This window comes from Aliinostoc sp. HNIBRCY26 (assembly GCF_050235535.1).
Classification (GTDB): Bacteria; Cyanobacteriota; Cyanobacteriia; order Cyanobacteriales; family Nostocaceae; genus Trichormus.
In genome coordinates this window covers 4,712,588-4,728,203 of the sequence record NZ_CP189852.1, presented here as the reverse complement: position 1 = coordinate 4,728,203, position 15,616 = coordinate 4,712,588, and the positions used below count along the sequence as shown (strand labels likewise).

Here is a 15,616-nt window from a genome sequence, read left to right as displayed (position 1 = left end):
AAATGAGCCTGGGGAATACGGATAGTTTCAGTCCCCTTGCGGGGAAAAGGTTGATGGAAACTTTTGTACAGTCGCACTCGTTCGGCAGCGACTTTTGGTTTCAGTCCCCTTGCGGGGAAAAGGTTGATGGAAACCCTAACTTCCTCAATCATTTTCTTCATCCCCTGTGTTTTGTTTCAGTCCCCTTGCGGGGAAAAGGTTGATGGAAACCAGTGATGATAATCAGTGGGGTTATTAGTTCTTGAAAGTTTCAGTCCCCTTGCGGGGAAAAGGTTGATGGAAACTGCTCGGTACTGAAACTGATATAGAGCAAGCTTCCTGGGAAGCATTTTGACGAGTCGCAAAATCAGGTCGATTTCAGCCCACCTTATTGCGAGTAATTCGCAACTTCCCGAATTATCGAAACGCTGTAATTATTATGTTGTCAAGGTTCTGGCGATTTTGACGAATCCCCAGGGTTTTTGACCCCGCTTCGACTTGCCAAACATCAAGCTAATAAACCAATGATAAGATAGGGATTTTCAATTGTCGAGTGTTTGTTGCAGTTGTATTCTAAAATATACTGAACTTAATATAGGAATCCGCTTTGATTCCTGAAATTATTTGCGTAGGGAGGGAACAGGGAACAGGGAACAGGCTTCCCCTCTGACTCTTCGGTGATAGGCGATCGCATCTTCATCTATCGCCTATGCTGCTTGTAATCCGAAAAATTTGATGGCAAATATTTGAAAAATCGCTAATTTCAAGCTTGATAATCTGTTTTCCTAATTAATGTGAGCTTTTACACCGTAAAACTATCAAAAGACTTATTTGTCTAAAAAAGATGAGTCTGGTTAGATGTACTGCAAGTTCCCTTTTAGTCTTTCAGACTCCTTATTAATGATTCGCACGAAAATTCACAACTTTGTTTTAGGCACGTTGATTATGTCGGGTGGAGTAGTGGCAATTTCTGCACCGGCTCACACTTATACATCACAATCTTTGCCCAAATCTGTTCAAAGTCGTCACATAGCACAATCTACAATTGACACCGCAGATGTAGAAGCATCTGTGCATCGCCAAATTAATCAGTACCGCGCTTCTTTGGGTTTACCAGCGTTAACGCGGAATTCGTCTATAGACAATCAAGCCAGAATTCATAGTCAGAGGATGGCTGATGCTCAAGCTGCATTTGGTCATTCTGGTTTTAATCAACGAGTCCAGGCGATAGGTATTTCTTACCAAGCGGCGGCGGAAAATGTGGCGACAAATCGGGGTTATAGTGATCCTGCCACTCAAGCTGTTCAAGGTTGGCTAACAAGTTCTGGACATCTCAACAACATTAAAGGTAATTACAACCTCACAGGTATTGGTGTTGCGGTTAATAGCAAGGGTGAAGTTTACATCACGCAAATATTTGTGCTGTCGTCTAGTCAAACTTCTACACCCAGTAATCCCCAACCAACAACTTCTACAATCAATACCGCAAATGTAGAAGCATCGGTGCATCGCCAAATTAATCAATACCGTTCTTCTCTAGGTTTACCAGCCTTAACGCGAAATTCGTCTATAGATAATCAAGCTAGAATTCATAGTCGGAACATGGCTAATGCTACTGTCCCATTTGGTCATTCTGGTTTTAGTCAACGAGTCCAAGCTTCGGTGAGTTCTTACCAAGCGGCGGCGGAAAATGTGGCGACAAATCGCGGCTATAGTGATCCTGCAACCCAAGCTGTTCAAGGTTGGCTAAGAAGTTCTGGACATCTCAACAACATCAAAGGTAATTACAACCTTACAGGTATTGGTGTCGCAGTTAATAATAAGGGTGAAGTTTACATCACGCAAATATTCATCCGTAAACCTTGAGAGTGATGAGTGATGAGTGATGAGTGCTGTTAGCGGAAGCGGGGCGTTTAGCCCGTGCTGAGTAATGAGTAATGAGTAATGAGTGGTGAGTGCTGTTAGCGGAAGCGGGGCGTTTAGCCCGTGCTGAGTAATGAGTGAAGTTTTTCTTACCCTGCTTCCCCAGTCCCCAGTCCCCAGTCCCCAGTCCCCAGTCCCCAATCCCCAGTCCCCAGTCCCCAATCCCCAATCCCCAGTCCCCAAATCAAACCAAATAACTAGTATTCGGCACAATGGGAAAGAAAGCATACTCATACCAAGCTGTCCAGATGAAACTGCGAATCCAGCGATCGCGTTTTTCTGGACTTAATTCATACTCAAATTTGCCCTGTGATAAGTCAATTGCTGATAGGTGGGAGTTACAACCGCAACCATGCTGATAAGTAAAGCCATATTTAGAGGCGATACTCTGCACCTTCATTTGCATGGCAAATACTTTACACGCATGAAGCATGGCATCCCACGGACGCTTGTGTTCAATATCCCGCTTGTCAAATCTTAAGGCGCGTTCTTCAAACACATGATCTCGATAAATTGGTGCTAAATGCACATGATAAAAGCTGGCTGGTAGTTCATAACCAAACTCATGGAACAGTTCTAAGCCGATTTTCGCGACTTTGATTTCATCTGCATAGTCAGATCCATAACTCTCCAAATCTCGCAAAATTTCTGCAAAATTGGGATAGTTATGAGTCATGAAATCATGACCATAGAATTCTAAGGTTTCTCGTGCTAATTGCCCAAATAATTGACAAAATGATGGCTTCAGGTGGGTGAGTTCTGGACGTTCGTTAAATAAGTCAACATCACCCTGTTCTAACTTGTATGAAAATAACTGTGCCATCTCTACATAGATTTGTGGATTGCACAGTCCAGTTTTAACAGTACCCTGAGCAATATCTTGCCATACAGGAGGAAGTTGAGTCACAGCCACAGCATTTTCTCCGGCTATAACTGCGACACTGGGAAATTCAAGAACCTGCATGAATCATCTCCGTCAGTAAGTTGAAGATTTATCTTTGTTGAAAATACTTACACGCGGCGTAGGCCATTGTAATTACTCCTGTCACAATAGCAGATTCATTGACTTCAAATTCAGGATGATGTAAGGGATGGTTGATAATTCGGTCTGAATAGCCTACACCCAAGCGAAACATTGCCCCAGGAACGTGTTCTAAATATACAGAAAAATCTTCTGCACCTAGAGAGGGTTCTGGTAAAACTTGGACGCGATCGCTACCCCAAGCTTCTTCTCCGGCGGATTGAAATAGTTGCGTGAGTGCGTAGTCATTATTCACACCTGGTACACCTTGGTGATAATTGACTTGATAACCTGCACCATAGGAATGGCAAACATTAGCGACAATTTTTTCAATCCAGTTGGGGAGTTGAGCGCGAGTTTCTGGGTGGAGCGATCGCACTGTTCCTAATAACTGGACTTTATCAGCAATCACATTGGACGCTCGACCGCCGTTAATCTTTCCAATACTCAACACCACTGGACGTAAAGGATTTTGAGTGCGGCTGATGGCTTGTTGCAAAGCTGTAATTACCTGTGCTGCAATCCAAATTGCGTCAATCGCTTCATGGGGACGCGCACCATGACCAGATTCACCCATAATGATAATTTCTAAATCATCCGCCGCCGCCGTCAATGCCCCATAACGTACACCAATGGAACCAGCCGGAATAGAAGGGAAAACATGAACCCCTAAGATGGCTGCAACATTTTTCATTACCCCATCTTCAATCATCCAACTTGCGCCTTGGGCGATTTCCTCCGCAGGCTGAAATAAAAACCGCACGTTTCCGCCTAACTCCTCCGCCATCTGGGAAAGTACCATTGCTGTTCCCAAACCCACTGTTGTATGCACATCATGTCCACAAGCGTGCATCACTCCTTCTTGGCGGGAAGCATATTCCAAGGCGGTAGATTCTTGAATCGGTAAAGCATCCATATCAGTACGAATCGCCAAGAAAGGCTGATCTTGACTGCTACCGTGTACTTCTCCCACCACGCCGGTTTTACCAACTCCCTCCTGTACACGCAGACCACTGGACGATAAGACACCGGCCACAAACGCCGCAGTTTGATATTCTTGACCGCTAAGTTCTGGATGAGAGTGAATGTGACGACGAATCTCGATGAGGCGGGGTGCTAGTTTTGTGGCTAAATCTTTAATCAGGGTCAGCATTGCTTGGTTTTAATTTACAGGCTTTGTTCCATGATAGATAGGGATTTAAAATTGGGCATGGGAATTGGGTATTGGGTATTGGGTGTAAATAAAGTTAGAATATTCTGTTTTTTTACGGGTTGAGGATGAGGCTTAAATCTAGGACAAATCCTGGTAATACATCTTCTCCTGAAAGTTGTGGTGGTTGGTCTATAGAGAAATTAAGGGTTTCTACCTCTAAACCTGGACGATAAATTTCTACTAAAGGTGTTTGAGGGTCAATTAACCAACCGAGACGCACCCCATTATCTCGATATTCCTGCATTTTCGACCTTAATCTTGTTAAGGAATCCGTTTCAGATCGCAGTTCAATGACAAAATCTGGAGAGAGTGGCGGAAAGCGTCGTCTTTGTTCAGCCGTCAATGCTTCCCAACGTTCTTTTTTTACCCAGGCTACATCCGGCGAACAAAAAGCCCCATTGGGTAGGCGAAATTCTGTTGAGGAGTCAAAGACTTTTCCTAGTTTTGATTGACGATTCCATAATCCTATTTCTAGATTTAAATCCGAATTTCTGATGCCGCTTTCGCCGCCAGTTGGGGGCATAATAATTAACTCTCTTTGTGCGGTCAATTCTATCCGCCATTCATCGTTGGCTATGCACAGTTGATAAAACTGCTCATCTGTAAGACCTACGGCTGGTGGAACTTTGAGGGTGACAGTTGCCATTTGGATTTTACTAGTTGAGGTTATTTTATTATCAGAAAATATTTGCGTACTTGGGCGTTGAAAAAGTGAATATTGAAGGCATCTTTACACATAAATAGTATTATAACGCCGTGTGCAACTTTCTCTCAAACCTAACCCCCAACCCCTTCCCTACAAGGGAAGGGGAGCAAGATTTAAAGCCTCTCTCCTTGCAGGGGAGAGGTTTGGAGAGGGGTTTCAAAAATAAGTTTCACATCGCGTTATTATAGCCAATTTCCTACTAAAATATAGGGCGACCAATAGACCGGATGCTCATAGTTAGGATTTTTTAAAAGAGTTAATTGGGCTTGACGTAAAGCCTCAGCTTTAGATTGTTTGGTGTTAGTTAATTCTTTATAAAATAAACCCATTAACTCGGCGGTGGCTTCATCATTTACAGACCATAGTGTGGCTAATGTACTCCTAACTCCGGTTCTCACGGCAATTCCCGCTAATCCTAAAGCAGCTCGCTTATCTCCTGTGGCGGTTTCACACGCACTCAATACTAAAAGTTCTACGGCTTTTTGTGTTTTTTTCTCTGGTGCTTGTAAGAGATTATCTAAATCATCAATTTTGATTTTTTCATTCCAAGCCAAAATAAATGTGTCTATGGCTCTGGAACTAAATTTTCCATGCGTGGCGATATGAACTATCGGGAAAAAGTTGTCTTGAATTTTATTTTGGAGATTTTTGAGGGTGAATTCTTGATTGAGTAGCACTTGACTAGAGACTTTTGATTTAATCATTTTCATCTCTTTGTCAACATAATCTAGGGCGGAAAAACCTTGTCTAGCTTCAGTTAATCCTGCGCCGAGTACCTGTACTTTTTCCTGTTGTAGTTTTAAGGAAGGGAGTAATTGTAATCCTGGTGTTAAGGCGATCGCATATTTTTCTAATAAGTATTTCTGCCCATCATTGAGGCTATTCATGGGAATATTCCGCAAGACACCATCTAAAACAAAGACTAATGTTTTAGTTTGACTTGTCTCTAGGTCATTTTCCACCGGACGAATCAACCAATCATAGAGTTTTCTGGACAATGGCAGAAACGATTTTCGACTGCGGATGACTAGCATTTGTCGCAGTTTTTCTACTGTGGTTTCTAGTTCGGTTTGCGGCACAGGAATGCTATAGTGCTGTAGCGGTTTTTGTGGCAAACTCAGAATGATTTCTAAGCGGTCAGCTAGAATAATCGGATAAAAAATTGCCGCTTGCGTATCAAATTTATCTATCAGTGTGGGTTTGAGATCCAAGCAAGCTTCCCGAAAGAAATCTTCTAATTCTGCTACCTGTAAAGACTCCATGAGTTGACGGGCTTGATTTAAAGCTTCTGGGTTAGATTGTTGACTGGGTTGTAACAACAAACTCACTAATCCTCGATAAACAGGTTCGACGCTTTCTTGAAAGGAAAACTGAATATCCGGATCTACTGCAACTAAGTCATTTTTGAGGGATTTTAGCGTTTCCACAGCTTGAGTATAAGCTGCGATCGCTTTAGTGATCTCTCCTTGTTTTCTCAATATTCTGCCTAATTGCCATTGCCAACTATAAGCTAGTTCCGGTGCGTTGATAGTTTCAGCTAAGGCTAAGGCTTGCTGGGTTAAATCTTCGGCTATCGACCACTGTTGTGTTTTTTCATACAGCCTACCTAGTTTACCAAGTGCATAGGCTTGGGCGTATCTATCTCCTAAATTTTCCGCCTGAACTACTGTGTTGGCGACTAATTGAGCAATTTTCTCTAAATTGGGAGTGTCGGGAATATTGGCTTGCTGGAGACGAACTAGACTTTGGGCAAAATTTAACTGGGCGTAAATAGTATGACGACTCTTCGGTAATGCTGTCAATTTTGCTGGAATTGATTGCTGTAAAGACTGCGCTAATGTCCATTGTTTGGTGTCAATAGCAACGTTTAACTGGTTAAGCTGGGCGCGGACTTGCAGATATTGGGAAGGAGAAGTCGCCGCCGCCTGTGTGTATAATTGCAAAGCTTCGGGTAAATCGGACTGGACACGAGCTACATTACCCAAATCGATGAAAGCTGCACTGATGTCTAGTGGAGATTGCAATTTTTGGGCGATCGCTAAACTTTGTTGTAAAACTTGCTTTGCTTGGACTACATTTCCCACCAACCGCAAGTTAATACCTAAATTGCGTAATGCAGCCGCTTTAATTAACGATTCCGGTTGTTTTTGCAGGATTGCATTGGCTTGATTGAGTCTTGACAAGGCTTGACGGTGTAGTCCTAAAACCTTCAAAGCTTGGGCTTGATTCACCAGAGTCCGAATCACTCCCCTTTCATCTTGGGCTTGAGTATATTTATTGTGGGCTTTTTCCCAGGTGGTGAGTGCTGCTTGTGTATCTCCCCTCGCTAACTGTAGACTGCCTTGTGTATTTAAAGCCTGCGCCAAGACTTTTAACTCTGCTTGCGAATACTTACCCTGTTGGGCTGAAGCGAATTGCAAACTTGCTGAAATTGCTTGAGTCGCTTGCGCCCATTGTCCCAATTTTTGATACGCCAATGCAAGGTTGCTCAATACCCTAGCCTGATTCAATCTATCTTGGCGCGATTGATACACCTGAAGCACCTGTTGCCAAACTTGGATAGCTTGAGCAAAATTTTCTGTTTCATAGTAAACTCTCCCTTGTTGCTCCTGTTGTGCAGTCTCACTCACTACTTGAGCATGGGCGATCGCTAACGGTAAAGACTTGGGTAGAGAAACAGGCAAAATTCCTACCCCTAACACAACTGCTAACACTGTTCCTAACAAAGTCCAAAGGATAAAAACACAAAATCGTCGATAGTCCCGAATAGAGTAATTATGCTTAACAGAGAAATATTTTATCCCTATTTTGGATTTTGGATTTTGAATTTTGGATGCAAACCCCTGATTCATAAACTATTCCCACAGTTAGAAACAAGACTATAGGATTCTTATTGTATTTTTGAAAAAAACTTTGTACAGTTCCTTCATCAAATCAGATTCCTATATCTATCCCAATTTGATATCCGACACTGTTTTGGACGCATCAAAATCCGTCAAAAGCAACTCAAGACAATATAGAAATTATCTTTGCTTCCTGCAAAGCTAGGTACACCTCTGTTCCCTGTGAAGAGTTCCCTGTCTACGTAAGTAAGTTTAATTATCAAGTGGGATTCTTATAGTAAAACTACTGATAATTTACCCTAGTGAAATATTCTTCTATGGCAAATCGACGATCTTTACTTAGTAATATCAATGATATTTATCTGTCTAAAAAAAATGCCCACGGCATCTTTGACAAGAACATCGCATCAATAAATCTGTATTTATACGTAAATTGCCTATGGTCATAACCAAACTTTCTATAGTAACCATTTACAATCTCATCCGTCTTTTTTTCACTACCGCTAGGTTCTCTAACTTTGCTCTCTGTTAGTCATGAGAACCAATAGGGAAGAATAATCCAGAAGGTCTATAGCATAAGTTCAATCTTTAAAATACTATTAAAAAGAGTACCGATAAATACCCGATTTCATTAACTATGTTTAGTATAAAATTGACAAGCAAAATCCCCTTACTACCAAATTTAATTCACAATCAAAAAATGTAAAATTTAGTATAATTTAAAACTCAGTAAAATGTTGTCGCTCTCAACTCTGTATGTATTAATTAAACTGGCGTATACTTCTATTGTCTCAAAAAAAATGCCTTATTTTATACTAGACTACAATCAGTATCTGTCATTTAATCAAACAAACCTCATCATTATTCATTTTTCCAGGATGAGTCACTTTTAGTAAAGGGTTCAGCTTGGTTTTATGAAACTTAAATGCTCATCAGCTTATCTCATATACAATGAATCAGGCTAGGCATATGTTCAGCAAGAAGACTCAGTTAAAAAAAATATCCACGATTCTTTCCTTAATGTTCCTTGTCATATCTGCTAATAGTTATCCACAACAGGTAATGGCACAATCTTCTAAAGGGAGAGAAGGTTTACCCGGACGCAGAGTCGGAGGGGGAACGCGTGGGGAATGTTCATTTGGCGATAAAAAGCTGATTGCATTAATCCCAGAAAGCAATTTACTACTGACAACATCACCAAAACCGAATTTATTTATATATTTACCGCCTACCACCACACCCAAAACGTTGGAGTTCGTTTTACAAGATGAACAAGAAAATATAATGTATGAGAAAAGTTTCACTACTAACAAATATCCAGGTATTGTGAGTATGAGTCTGCTTGATCAGAGTTCTCTACCGCAACTTGCCGTTGGTAAAAAATATCGTTGGTTCTTCTCTATGATCTGTAATCCAGACAAAAGAGAAAATGACATTTCCGTAGACGGTTGGATTAGCAGAGTCAAATTAGAACCAAACATTGCTCAAGAGTTAGAATCTGCAACATCTACAGAACAAGTTAGTATTTACGCTAATTTAGGTATCTGGCAAGATGCGCTAGTAAAATTAGCAACTTTACGCCACCAAAACCCCCGTGACCCCCAGCTAACAGCTAAATGGTTACAGGTATTACAAGCACTCAAGTTAGAAGTAATTGCCCAAGAAGGTATTGTAGATGCGAATCTCAATGAAATATCTTCTGCGGTGAGATAAGTCTATTAACAAGTGGTGTTAGCGTAGCGTTAGCAAAACAAGAGCGTCAACCGTTAGCGTAGCGTCCCGTAAAGAAGGGCAAAATTTCCAAGATCCAGTTTTCAGCCAATAGTGTGAGCCTTAGCTCCTGTCTTTTACTGTCTGACACTGATACCAGCGTGAGCAAAAAGTATAGCTTCTCGAAACCATGCCACGCCAATATTAGGCGAAATTCGCATCCCAAAAACCCTGCTTAAAGCCTAAGTGTATCAAGCAATTTTATTTTAAATCTTCGCTTTTCTAATACAGATGTTCTCTTGATGAGTACATCAGTTCTATAGTGCTAGAGAAAGTCGTGTTTGGTATAGTCAAAAATACTGGATACTGAGTCATCACGATTGAATGCTCAGTAAAAAGTTCATGCTGACTCAGGATTTTATCAATAATCACTTTGTTGGGCATTTAAACTAAAAGTGTAATCCTACTTGCAAATGTTGGGCAGTTTTTGATGTCATCGATGTTTCAGATAGAAATTACCTCATACAGTAATACTTTTTGTGATTATTCAATCCTTCAAAAAGCTTCATTCGCTAGTATCAGTGTTAACTTATCTCAAGCGGCCATATCCAACTTTGAGTATCAAGCAGACTGTAATTGTAGCCAGTATGATGATGACAGGGCTGTTGTTGGGCATCAGACATCTGGGTGGATTACAAATATTAGAACTAGCGGCTTTTGATCATCTAGTACGTTTGCAAGCAGATGCGGGGCCTGATCCGCGACTGTTAATTGTAGGAATTACTGAAGATGACCTCCAACAACAGCAACAATGGCCATTGTCTGATCATACCCTTGCCCAAGTTTTACAAAAGTTACAGAAAGCTCAAGCAAAGGTCATTGGCTTAGATATTTATCGCAACATTCCCCACCCACCAGGGCGGGAAATGCTGCTAAAAGAACTGCAAAAGCCCAATGTAGTCACCATTACTAACCTTGGAGACTCCAAAACCCAAGGAGTTGCACCCATTTCAGGTCTACCTCCAGAGCAAATTGGGTTTAACGATTTTGTAGTTGACCCTGATGGGGTGATACGTCGTAATTTTATCTACGCTTACGACGGGGAAGAGAAGTTTTACTCTTTTGCCCTCCGCTTAAGCTTGAAATATTTGGCAAATCGGGGTGTTACCCTCAACGTCACTCCAGATGCTTTATATCTGGGAAAAACCAGATTTCCCGCCATATCTTCTGATGCAGGTAGTTACCATAATGTTGACAGTACGGGCTATCAAGTCCTGATTTCCTACCGTTCCGCCGAGAATGTGGCACAAAAGATATCACTGAATGATATTTTACATGATAAATTTGACCCCAATTTGGTGAAAGACAAAGTTGTCCTGATTGGGACAGTAGCCCCAAGTTTAAAAGACTTGTTTTTTACTCCCTACAGTGCAAGTAAATCAACAAGCCCTGGTGTTTCAGGAGTAACATTACACACTCAACTGGTAAGTCAAATTCTCACTACCATTCTTGATAACCGTCCCCTGTTTTGGTTTTGGCCTGAATGGGCTGAAATTTTATGGATTTGGGTGTGGGCATTAATTGGAGGTGTGTTAGTTTGGCGACTGCAACATCCACTGGCGTTAGGAATAGCTGGAACAGTTTCCCTAGCAGTGTTATATGGCATTTGCTTAAGTATATTTACACAATATGGTTGGGTACCTTTATTACCTCCTGCCTTAACCTTCCTCACCACAGCTGTCTGTGTGATGGCATATAAACAATGGCAGATTGCATTGTATGACAGTTTGACTAGGCTACCTAATCGATCGCTATTTCTCAAGTACCTACAAGCGGCCATCAACAGGTCGAGACTAGGCAAAAATAACTGTTTTGCCTTACTGTTTTTAGATATTGACCGTTTCAAAGTGATCAATGAAAGTTTAACTCATTATGTTGGTGATCAATTTTTAATCAACTTCAGCCAAAGATTATCTAGCTGTATAGGCTGCAAAGGCGTTATCGCCAGGGTGGGGGGAGATGAGTTTGCGATTTTGTTGGAAAATATTTCTGAAACGAGTTTTGCCAATAGCATTGCAGACCAGTTACAAAAACAGATGACTTCTCCCTTTAAAATTAATGGGCAGGAGATATTTACTAGCGTCAGTATCGGTATCGCTTTCAATCAAATTCAACTTGAGCATCAACCCGAAGATATGTTGCGGGATGCTCACACAGCTATGTATTTAGCTAAAGACTTGGGTAAAGCACGTCATGAAGTATTTGCGGTGGGAATGCACACCCAAGTTGTGAGACGTTTTCAGTTAGAGACAGACTTGCGACGAGCTGTTTTACAGCAGGAATTTTTTCTTTATTATCAACCCATTGTCTCTTTAGAAAATCATCAAATTGTTGGTTTTGAAGCTCTTTTAAGATGGAAGCATCCGCAGAATGGATTTATTTCCCCAGTAGAATTTATTCCCATTGCTGAGGAAACAGGTTTAATTATTCCTTTAGGACAGTGGATTTTAGAAGCTGCTTGTTCACAGTTATCTAGTTGGCAATCTCAATTTCCGCAAGAACCACCACTGATGATGAGTGTGAATATTTCTGGTCAGCAGTTATCCCAACCAGATTTAGTGGAGTATATTCAAAAAATTCTGCAAAAAACTGGATTAGATGGGACGAGTTTAAAATTAGAAATTACAGAAAGTGTGGCGATGAAAAATGTAGAAACTGCCATTACGATTATGCTGCAACTGAGGACTTTAAATATTCGTCTCAGCATTGATGATTTTGGTACTGGATATTCTTCTTTAAGTTATTTACACAGATTTCCAGTTAACACCTTAAAAATAGACCGATCCTTTGTCAGCCGCATGGGTGAAACTAATGAAGATGCAGCCATTGTGCGGACAATTATCATGTTAAGCCACACATTAGGTATGAATGTGATTGCTGAAGGTGTGGAGACAATTACACAACAAGATCAACTGCAATTATTGGGTTGTGAATATGGTCAAGGATATTTTTACTCGCAGCCTTTAGATAGTGAAGCAGCAACAAAGTTACTCAAGAGTCAATGTACAGGTAAAAATGAGGAACCGGAAATGGGAGATGTGGTTGACTTTTCATAATAAGCCAATCATCTCGCTTGTAGTAAGGGCTTCAGCCCTGGCTTTTCACGGGATCTGAAAAACCCCTCTCCATAGAGCGAAGCTCTTCTCGTAGAGTACCTCTCCCCTGCAAGGAGGAGCCACTGCGTTGCGCGGGTTTCCCGTGTTGTAGCAAGTGGCGTTAGAGGCTTTGATTCTTGCTCCCCTTCCCTACAAGGGAAGGGGTTGGGGGTTAGGTTTGGCGTTAACTTTTTCACATAACATGAAAAGTCAGCTTTAGCCCAATACGGTTCAGTTAACGTTGTCAGCTTATCGATTTTAGAAGAACCAAGACTTGGGGGATTCTCCCCCAAACCCCCGATTGGGGGACGGTTGCGTCCCCCAAACCCCCTCCAAAAAATAGATCCGTTTTATAGGAAAAAGCTAGGTTCAAAACTGGACTTGCGTCCAAGAATCCTTGTTTCCCAAGGTAGGCTTCGCCGTGAGCGTCAGCCGAACGGTAGAAACCCCAACGCCACTTGACGGCAGTTGCTTTAAGTCGGGAAACCCGCCCAACGCACTGCCTCCTTTATGCCGGGGAACCCGTCCACCGCAGTGGCTCCCCCTTGTGGGTGGCTGTCTTTAATTTTGAATTTTGTAGCTTGCTTCCCGTAGGGTATTTTGAATTTTGAATTGATTCATGTGTAGCAGTTAATTTGTTTTCTTAACTGAACCGTATTGAGCTTTAGCCCTGACTTTATGCAACTGCTGATTAGCTTATTTGGACAATCCCTCTCTATTTCCTGTTCCCTTGGAGATGAGATATTAACTGTGCTATCTGTTGATTGATATTGGCGACATGAAAACGCTGACTGGCAATATCTCGTGCTTGAGTAGCAATTTTTGCAGTTATTTCTGTTTCTTGAATGCAGGTATTAATTACTTGTGCTAGGGCTTGGGGTTCTCCTGGGGTTACTAAAAAACCGTTCACTCCCTGTTCTACTAATTCCACTGCACCGCCTGCTTTGGCTGCTACTACAGGTGTTCCACACAGCATGGCTTCTACTATGACTCTACCAAAGGGTTCGGGGGCAGTGGAAGTGTGGGTAACTAAATTACAAGCTGCCATTAGTTGGGGAATATCAGCACGGAAGCCTAAAAATTTTACCCTGTTTTCTAATCCTAATTGGGCAATTTGTTGATGTAATTGTTCTACATAATCTTGTTCACCAAATAGGGCATCACCTACTAAAATTACTGTGACTTGTGGTGGTAATTGGGCTAGGGCTGCAATGAGGATATGTTGACCCTTCCACGGTGAAAGCCTGCTAAAATGCCCAACGACAAATTTATTTTCTAATCCTAATTGCTGGCGGATTTTTTGAATCTCATCATTACTAGTGTGATAATTTTGCGGTTCAAAACCGTTATATACAACTTCGGTGATTTCTGGCTTACCGCCTGCTTGGATAAAGGCTGTTCGACTGGCTTGAGAATTAGCTATTACTAAGGACGCACAATGATTTGCTAAGTTAATAGCGATGCGGAGATTTGTTTGGCTAAAGTGTTCTGAAGAAAGAATATCGTGTAAATGATACACCAAGGGACGACGAGTAATTATACTGGCGATCGCACCTACAACTAATGCTTTTTGGGTGTTGGCGTAGATTAAATCATATTGATAGGCTATTTTGACTACCTTGGTGATTAATGGTGCAAGTTGTCCGACGCTGGCGAAGGCTTGGAGTAAATTGCTTTGTTTACGAACTGCAATAGATTGATTGGTTAAAACTTCTACAGGGATGTGATTTTGTACTAATAATTTTCTAAAATTGCCATCTGCAAATAAACCGACTAAGGCGCAGTCTCGATAAGGTTTGGCGATATCAATTAAACAGAGTTCTGCACCGCCTGGTTTACCACTTTGGTCTAAAAATAATATTTTCATATGATGAAATTTTTAAGCTAAGATTACTTCTCTGACTTGTTGACCGACTTTTTGCCAATCAAAGTTATTGATAATATATTGACGACAGTCCGATGGGGAAGGAATGGGGAGTTGTTCTAGTAAGATTTGTTCTAACTTCTCTGCAATGGCTGAAGTTTCAGGAGAATTAGTAATTAATTGGGGTGAAAATGGTTGTAAAATTTCTGGCATCCCCCCAATTGGTGTACACAAAACTGGTGTGCCGCAAGCTAAAGATTCGACGATTGCTAAACCAAACCCTTCAAAAGATTGGCTAGGCATTACAGTTAAGTTAGCAGCTTGATAAGCTAACGGTAATTGTTCATCGGGGAGAAATCCTAATAATTTGACGTTATTCTCTAACCCTAGTTCTTGGATTTGTTGTTCTAGGGTAGCTTGTAAATGACCACGCCCGGCGATCGCTAACCACACATCTGGTATTTTGGATTTAATTGTAGCCACGGCTGCTAGGAGTTTATCTAGTCCCATACGCTGGACTAAACGCCGCGATGTGAATAAAATCGGGCGATTTTGCGGCCAGTCGAGTTGTTGACGTGCTATTTGCGGTGAATCGGGCTGGAAGCGGTGAATATTTACACCCCCAGGAATCACATGAATTCTGCTCCAAGGAATTTGATATTTTTGGTGTAAAATATTACCAAAAGCTTTACTCAAAACCACAAAGCGATCGCAACGACTATAAGTAGTTTGTTCAATCAAGCGTCGCTTAATTAAAATACCTAATGGATTACTTTTAATCTCTTGTTGACTTTCTAACGCCCAAGGGCCATGAAAGTTAAATGTAATCGGTACTCCTTTGGGTAAAATGTCTAACACCGGAAAACTATAGAGGGCAAAATGTAAATTGATTGCATCCGGTTTACTGATTCTCGTTTTCTGGAAGTTACGGCGAATTGACCAAAATCTCTGCCAAATTGGACTATTTGGGGAGGCTAAGTTAGTTAACTTAATTGATGTATTTAATTGAATATCTGGTAAACCAAGTCCACATAATTCTACTTGGTCTTGATGAGCTACAAATGTATGAATTAAATCATAAACATATCTTTCTAAGCCCCCTGGACTTTGCGGAAACCAGCCTGTTCCAATGGTAAGAATAGACGCAGAACTTGTACAAATATTTTCTTGTTGTTCTCCCACAATGATTCTCCACGCTTAAA

10 protein-coding genes and 1 CRISPR repeat array (1 of these 11 only partly in view) are annotated in these 15,616 nt (G+C 41.3%); of the genes, 3 read left to right on the top strand and 7 right to left on the bottom strand.

Translation table 11 applies throughout. From position 1 onward, the window contains the following. A CRISPR array of direct repeats spans positions 1 to 284; the repeat unit is 37 nt; unit sequence GTTTCAGTCCCCTTGCGGGGAAAAGGTTGATGGAAAC (it extends 1,084 nt beyond the left edge of the window). 595 nt (positions 285 to 879) lie between these two features. After that, entirely contained in the window at positions 880 to 1,845 is a 966-nt protein-coding gene (locus ACQFX9_RS20010) for a CAP domain-containing protein (protein ID WP_427157949.1), read from the top strand. Here the strand turns inward: ACQFX9_RS20010 and ACQFX9_RS20005 are convergent. From ACQFX9_RS20005 to ACQFX9_RS19985, 5 genes are all read right to left on the bottom strand, one after another. Next, positions 1,829 to 2,071 carry a hypothetical protein gene (locus ACQFX9_RS20005; protein ID WP_427157947.1) on the bottom strand — a complete coding sequence of 81 codons (243 nt, stop codon included), beginning with the start codon at positions 2,069 to 2,071 and terminating at the stop codon, positions 1,829 to 1,831. The genes ACQFX9_RS20010 and ACQFX9_RS20005 overlap by 17 nt on opposite strands. A gap of 15 nt (positions 2,072 to 2,086) precedes the next feature. Continuing rightward, positions 2,087 to 2,866 carry a hypothetical protein gene (locus tag ACQFX9_RS20000; protein WP_427157946.1) on the bottom strand — a complete coding sequence of 260 codons (780 nt, stop codon included), beginning with the start codon at positions 2,864 to 2,866 and terminating at the stop codon, positions 2,087 to 2,089. Positions 2,867 to 2,894: 28 nt separating this feature from the next. Then, positions 2,895 to 4,076, bottom strand: a complete 1,182-nt coding sequence (locus ACQFX9_RS19995) for a M20 family metallopeptidase (RefSeq protein ID WP_427157944.1) — start codon at positions 4,074 to 4,076, stop codon at positions 2,895 to 2,897. A gap of 112 nt (positions 4,077 to 4,188) precedes the next feature. Next, positions 4,189 to 4,782, bottom strand: coding sequence for a Uma2 family endonuclease (locus tag ACQFX9_RS19990; RefSeq protein ID WP_427157942.1), 594 nt, complete (start codon positions 4,780 to 4,782; stop codon positions 4,189 to 4,191). Positions 4,783 to 5,024: 242 nt separating this feature from the next. Further along, positions 5,025 to 7,694: a CHAT domain-containing protein gene (locus tag ACQFX9_RS19985; RefSeq protein WP_427157940.1), complete on the bottom strand. Its 2,670-nt coding sequence runs from the start codon at positions 7,692 to 7,694 to the stop codon at positions 5,025 to 5,027. A 1,053-nt stretch (positions 7,695 to 8,747) separates the two neighbouring features. Here ACQFX9_RS19985 and ACQFX9_RS19980 point away from each other — a divergent pair. Both ACQFX9_RS19980 and ACQFX9_RS19975 read left to right on the top strand, forming a co-directional pair. Beyond that, positions 8,748 to 9,398: a DUF928 domain-containing protein gene (locus ACQFX9_RS19980; protein WP_427157939.1), complete on the top strand. Its 651-nt coding sequence runs from the start codon at positions 8,748 to 8,750 to the stop codon at positions 9,396 to 9,398. A 611-nt stretch (positions 9,399 to 10,009) separates the two neighbouring features. Further along, positions 10,010 to 12,511, top strand: coding sequence for an EAL domain-containing protein (locus ACQFX9_RS19975; RefSeq protein ID WP_427157938.1), 2,502 nt, complete (start codon positions 10,010 to 10,012; stop codon positions 12,509 to 12,511). Between the two features lie 754 nt (positions 12,512 to 13,265). Here ACQFX9_RS19975 and ACQFX9_RS19970 read toward each other — a convergent pair. Together ACQFX9_RS19970 and ACQFX9_RS19965 are read right to left on the bottom strand one after the other, a co-directional pair. Beyond that, the gene (locus tag ACQFX9_RS19970) at positions 13,266 to 14,417 is read right to left on the bottom strand and encodes a glycosyltransferase (protein WP_427157936.1); all 1,152 of its coding nucleotides are present in this window, start codon (positions 14,415 to 14,417) and stop codon (positions 13,266 to 13,268) included. Positions 14,418 to 14,429: 12 nt separating this feature from the next. Further along, entirely contained in the window at positions 14,430 to 15,596 is a 1,167-nt protein-coding gene (locus ACQFX9_RS19965) for a glycosyltransferase family 4 protein (protein WP_427157934.1), read from the bottom strand. Positions 15,597 to 15,616: the final 20 nt, after the last annotated feature.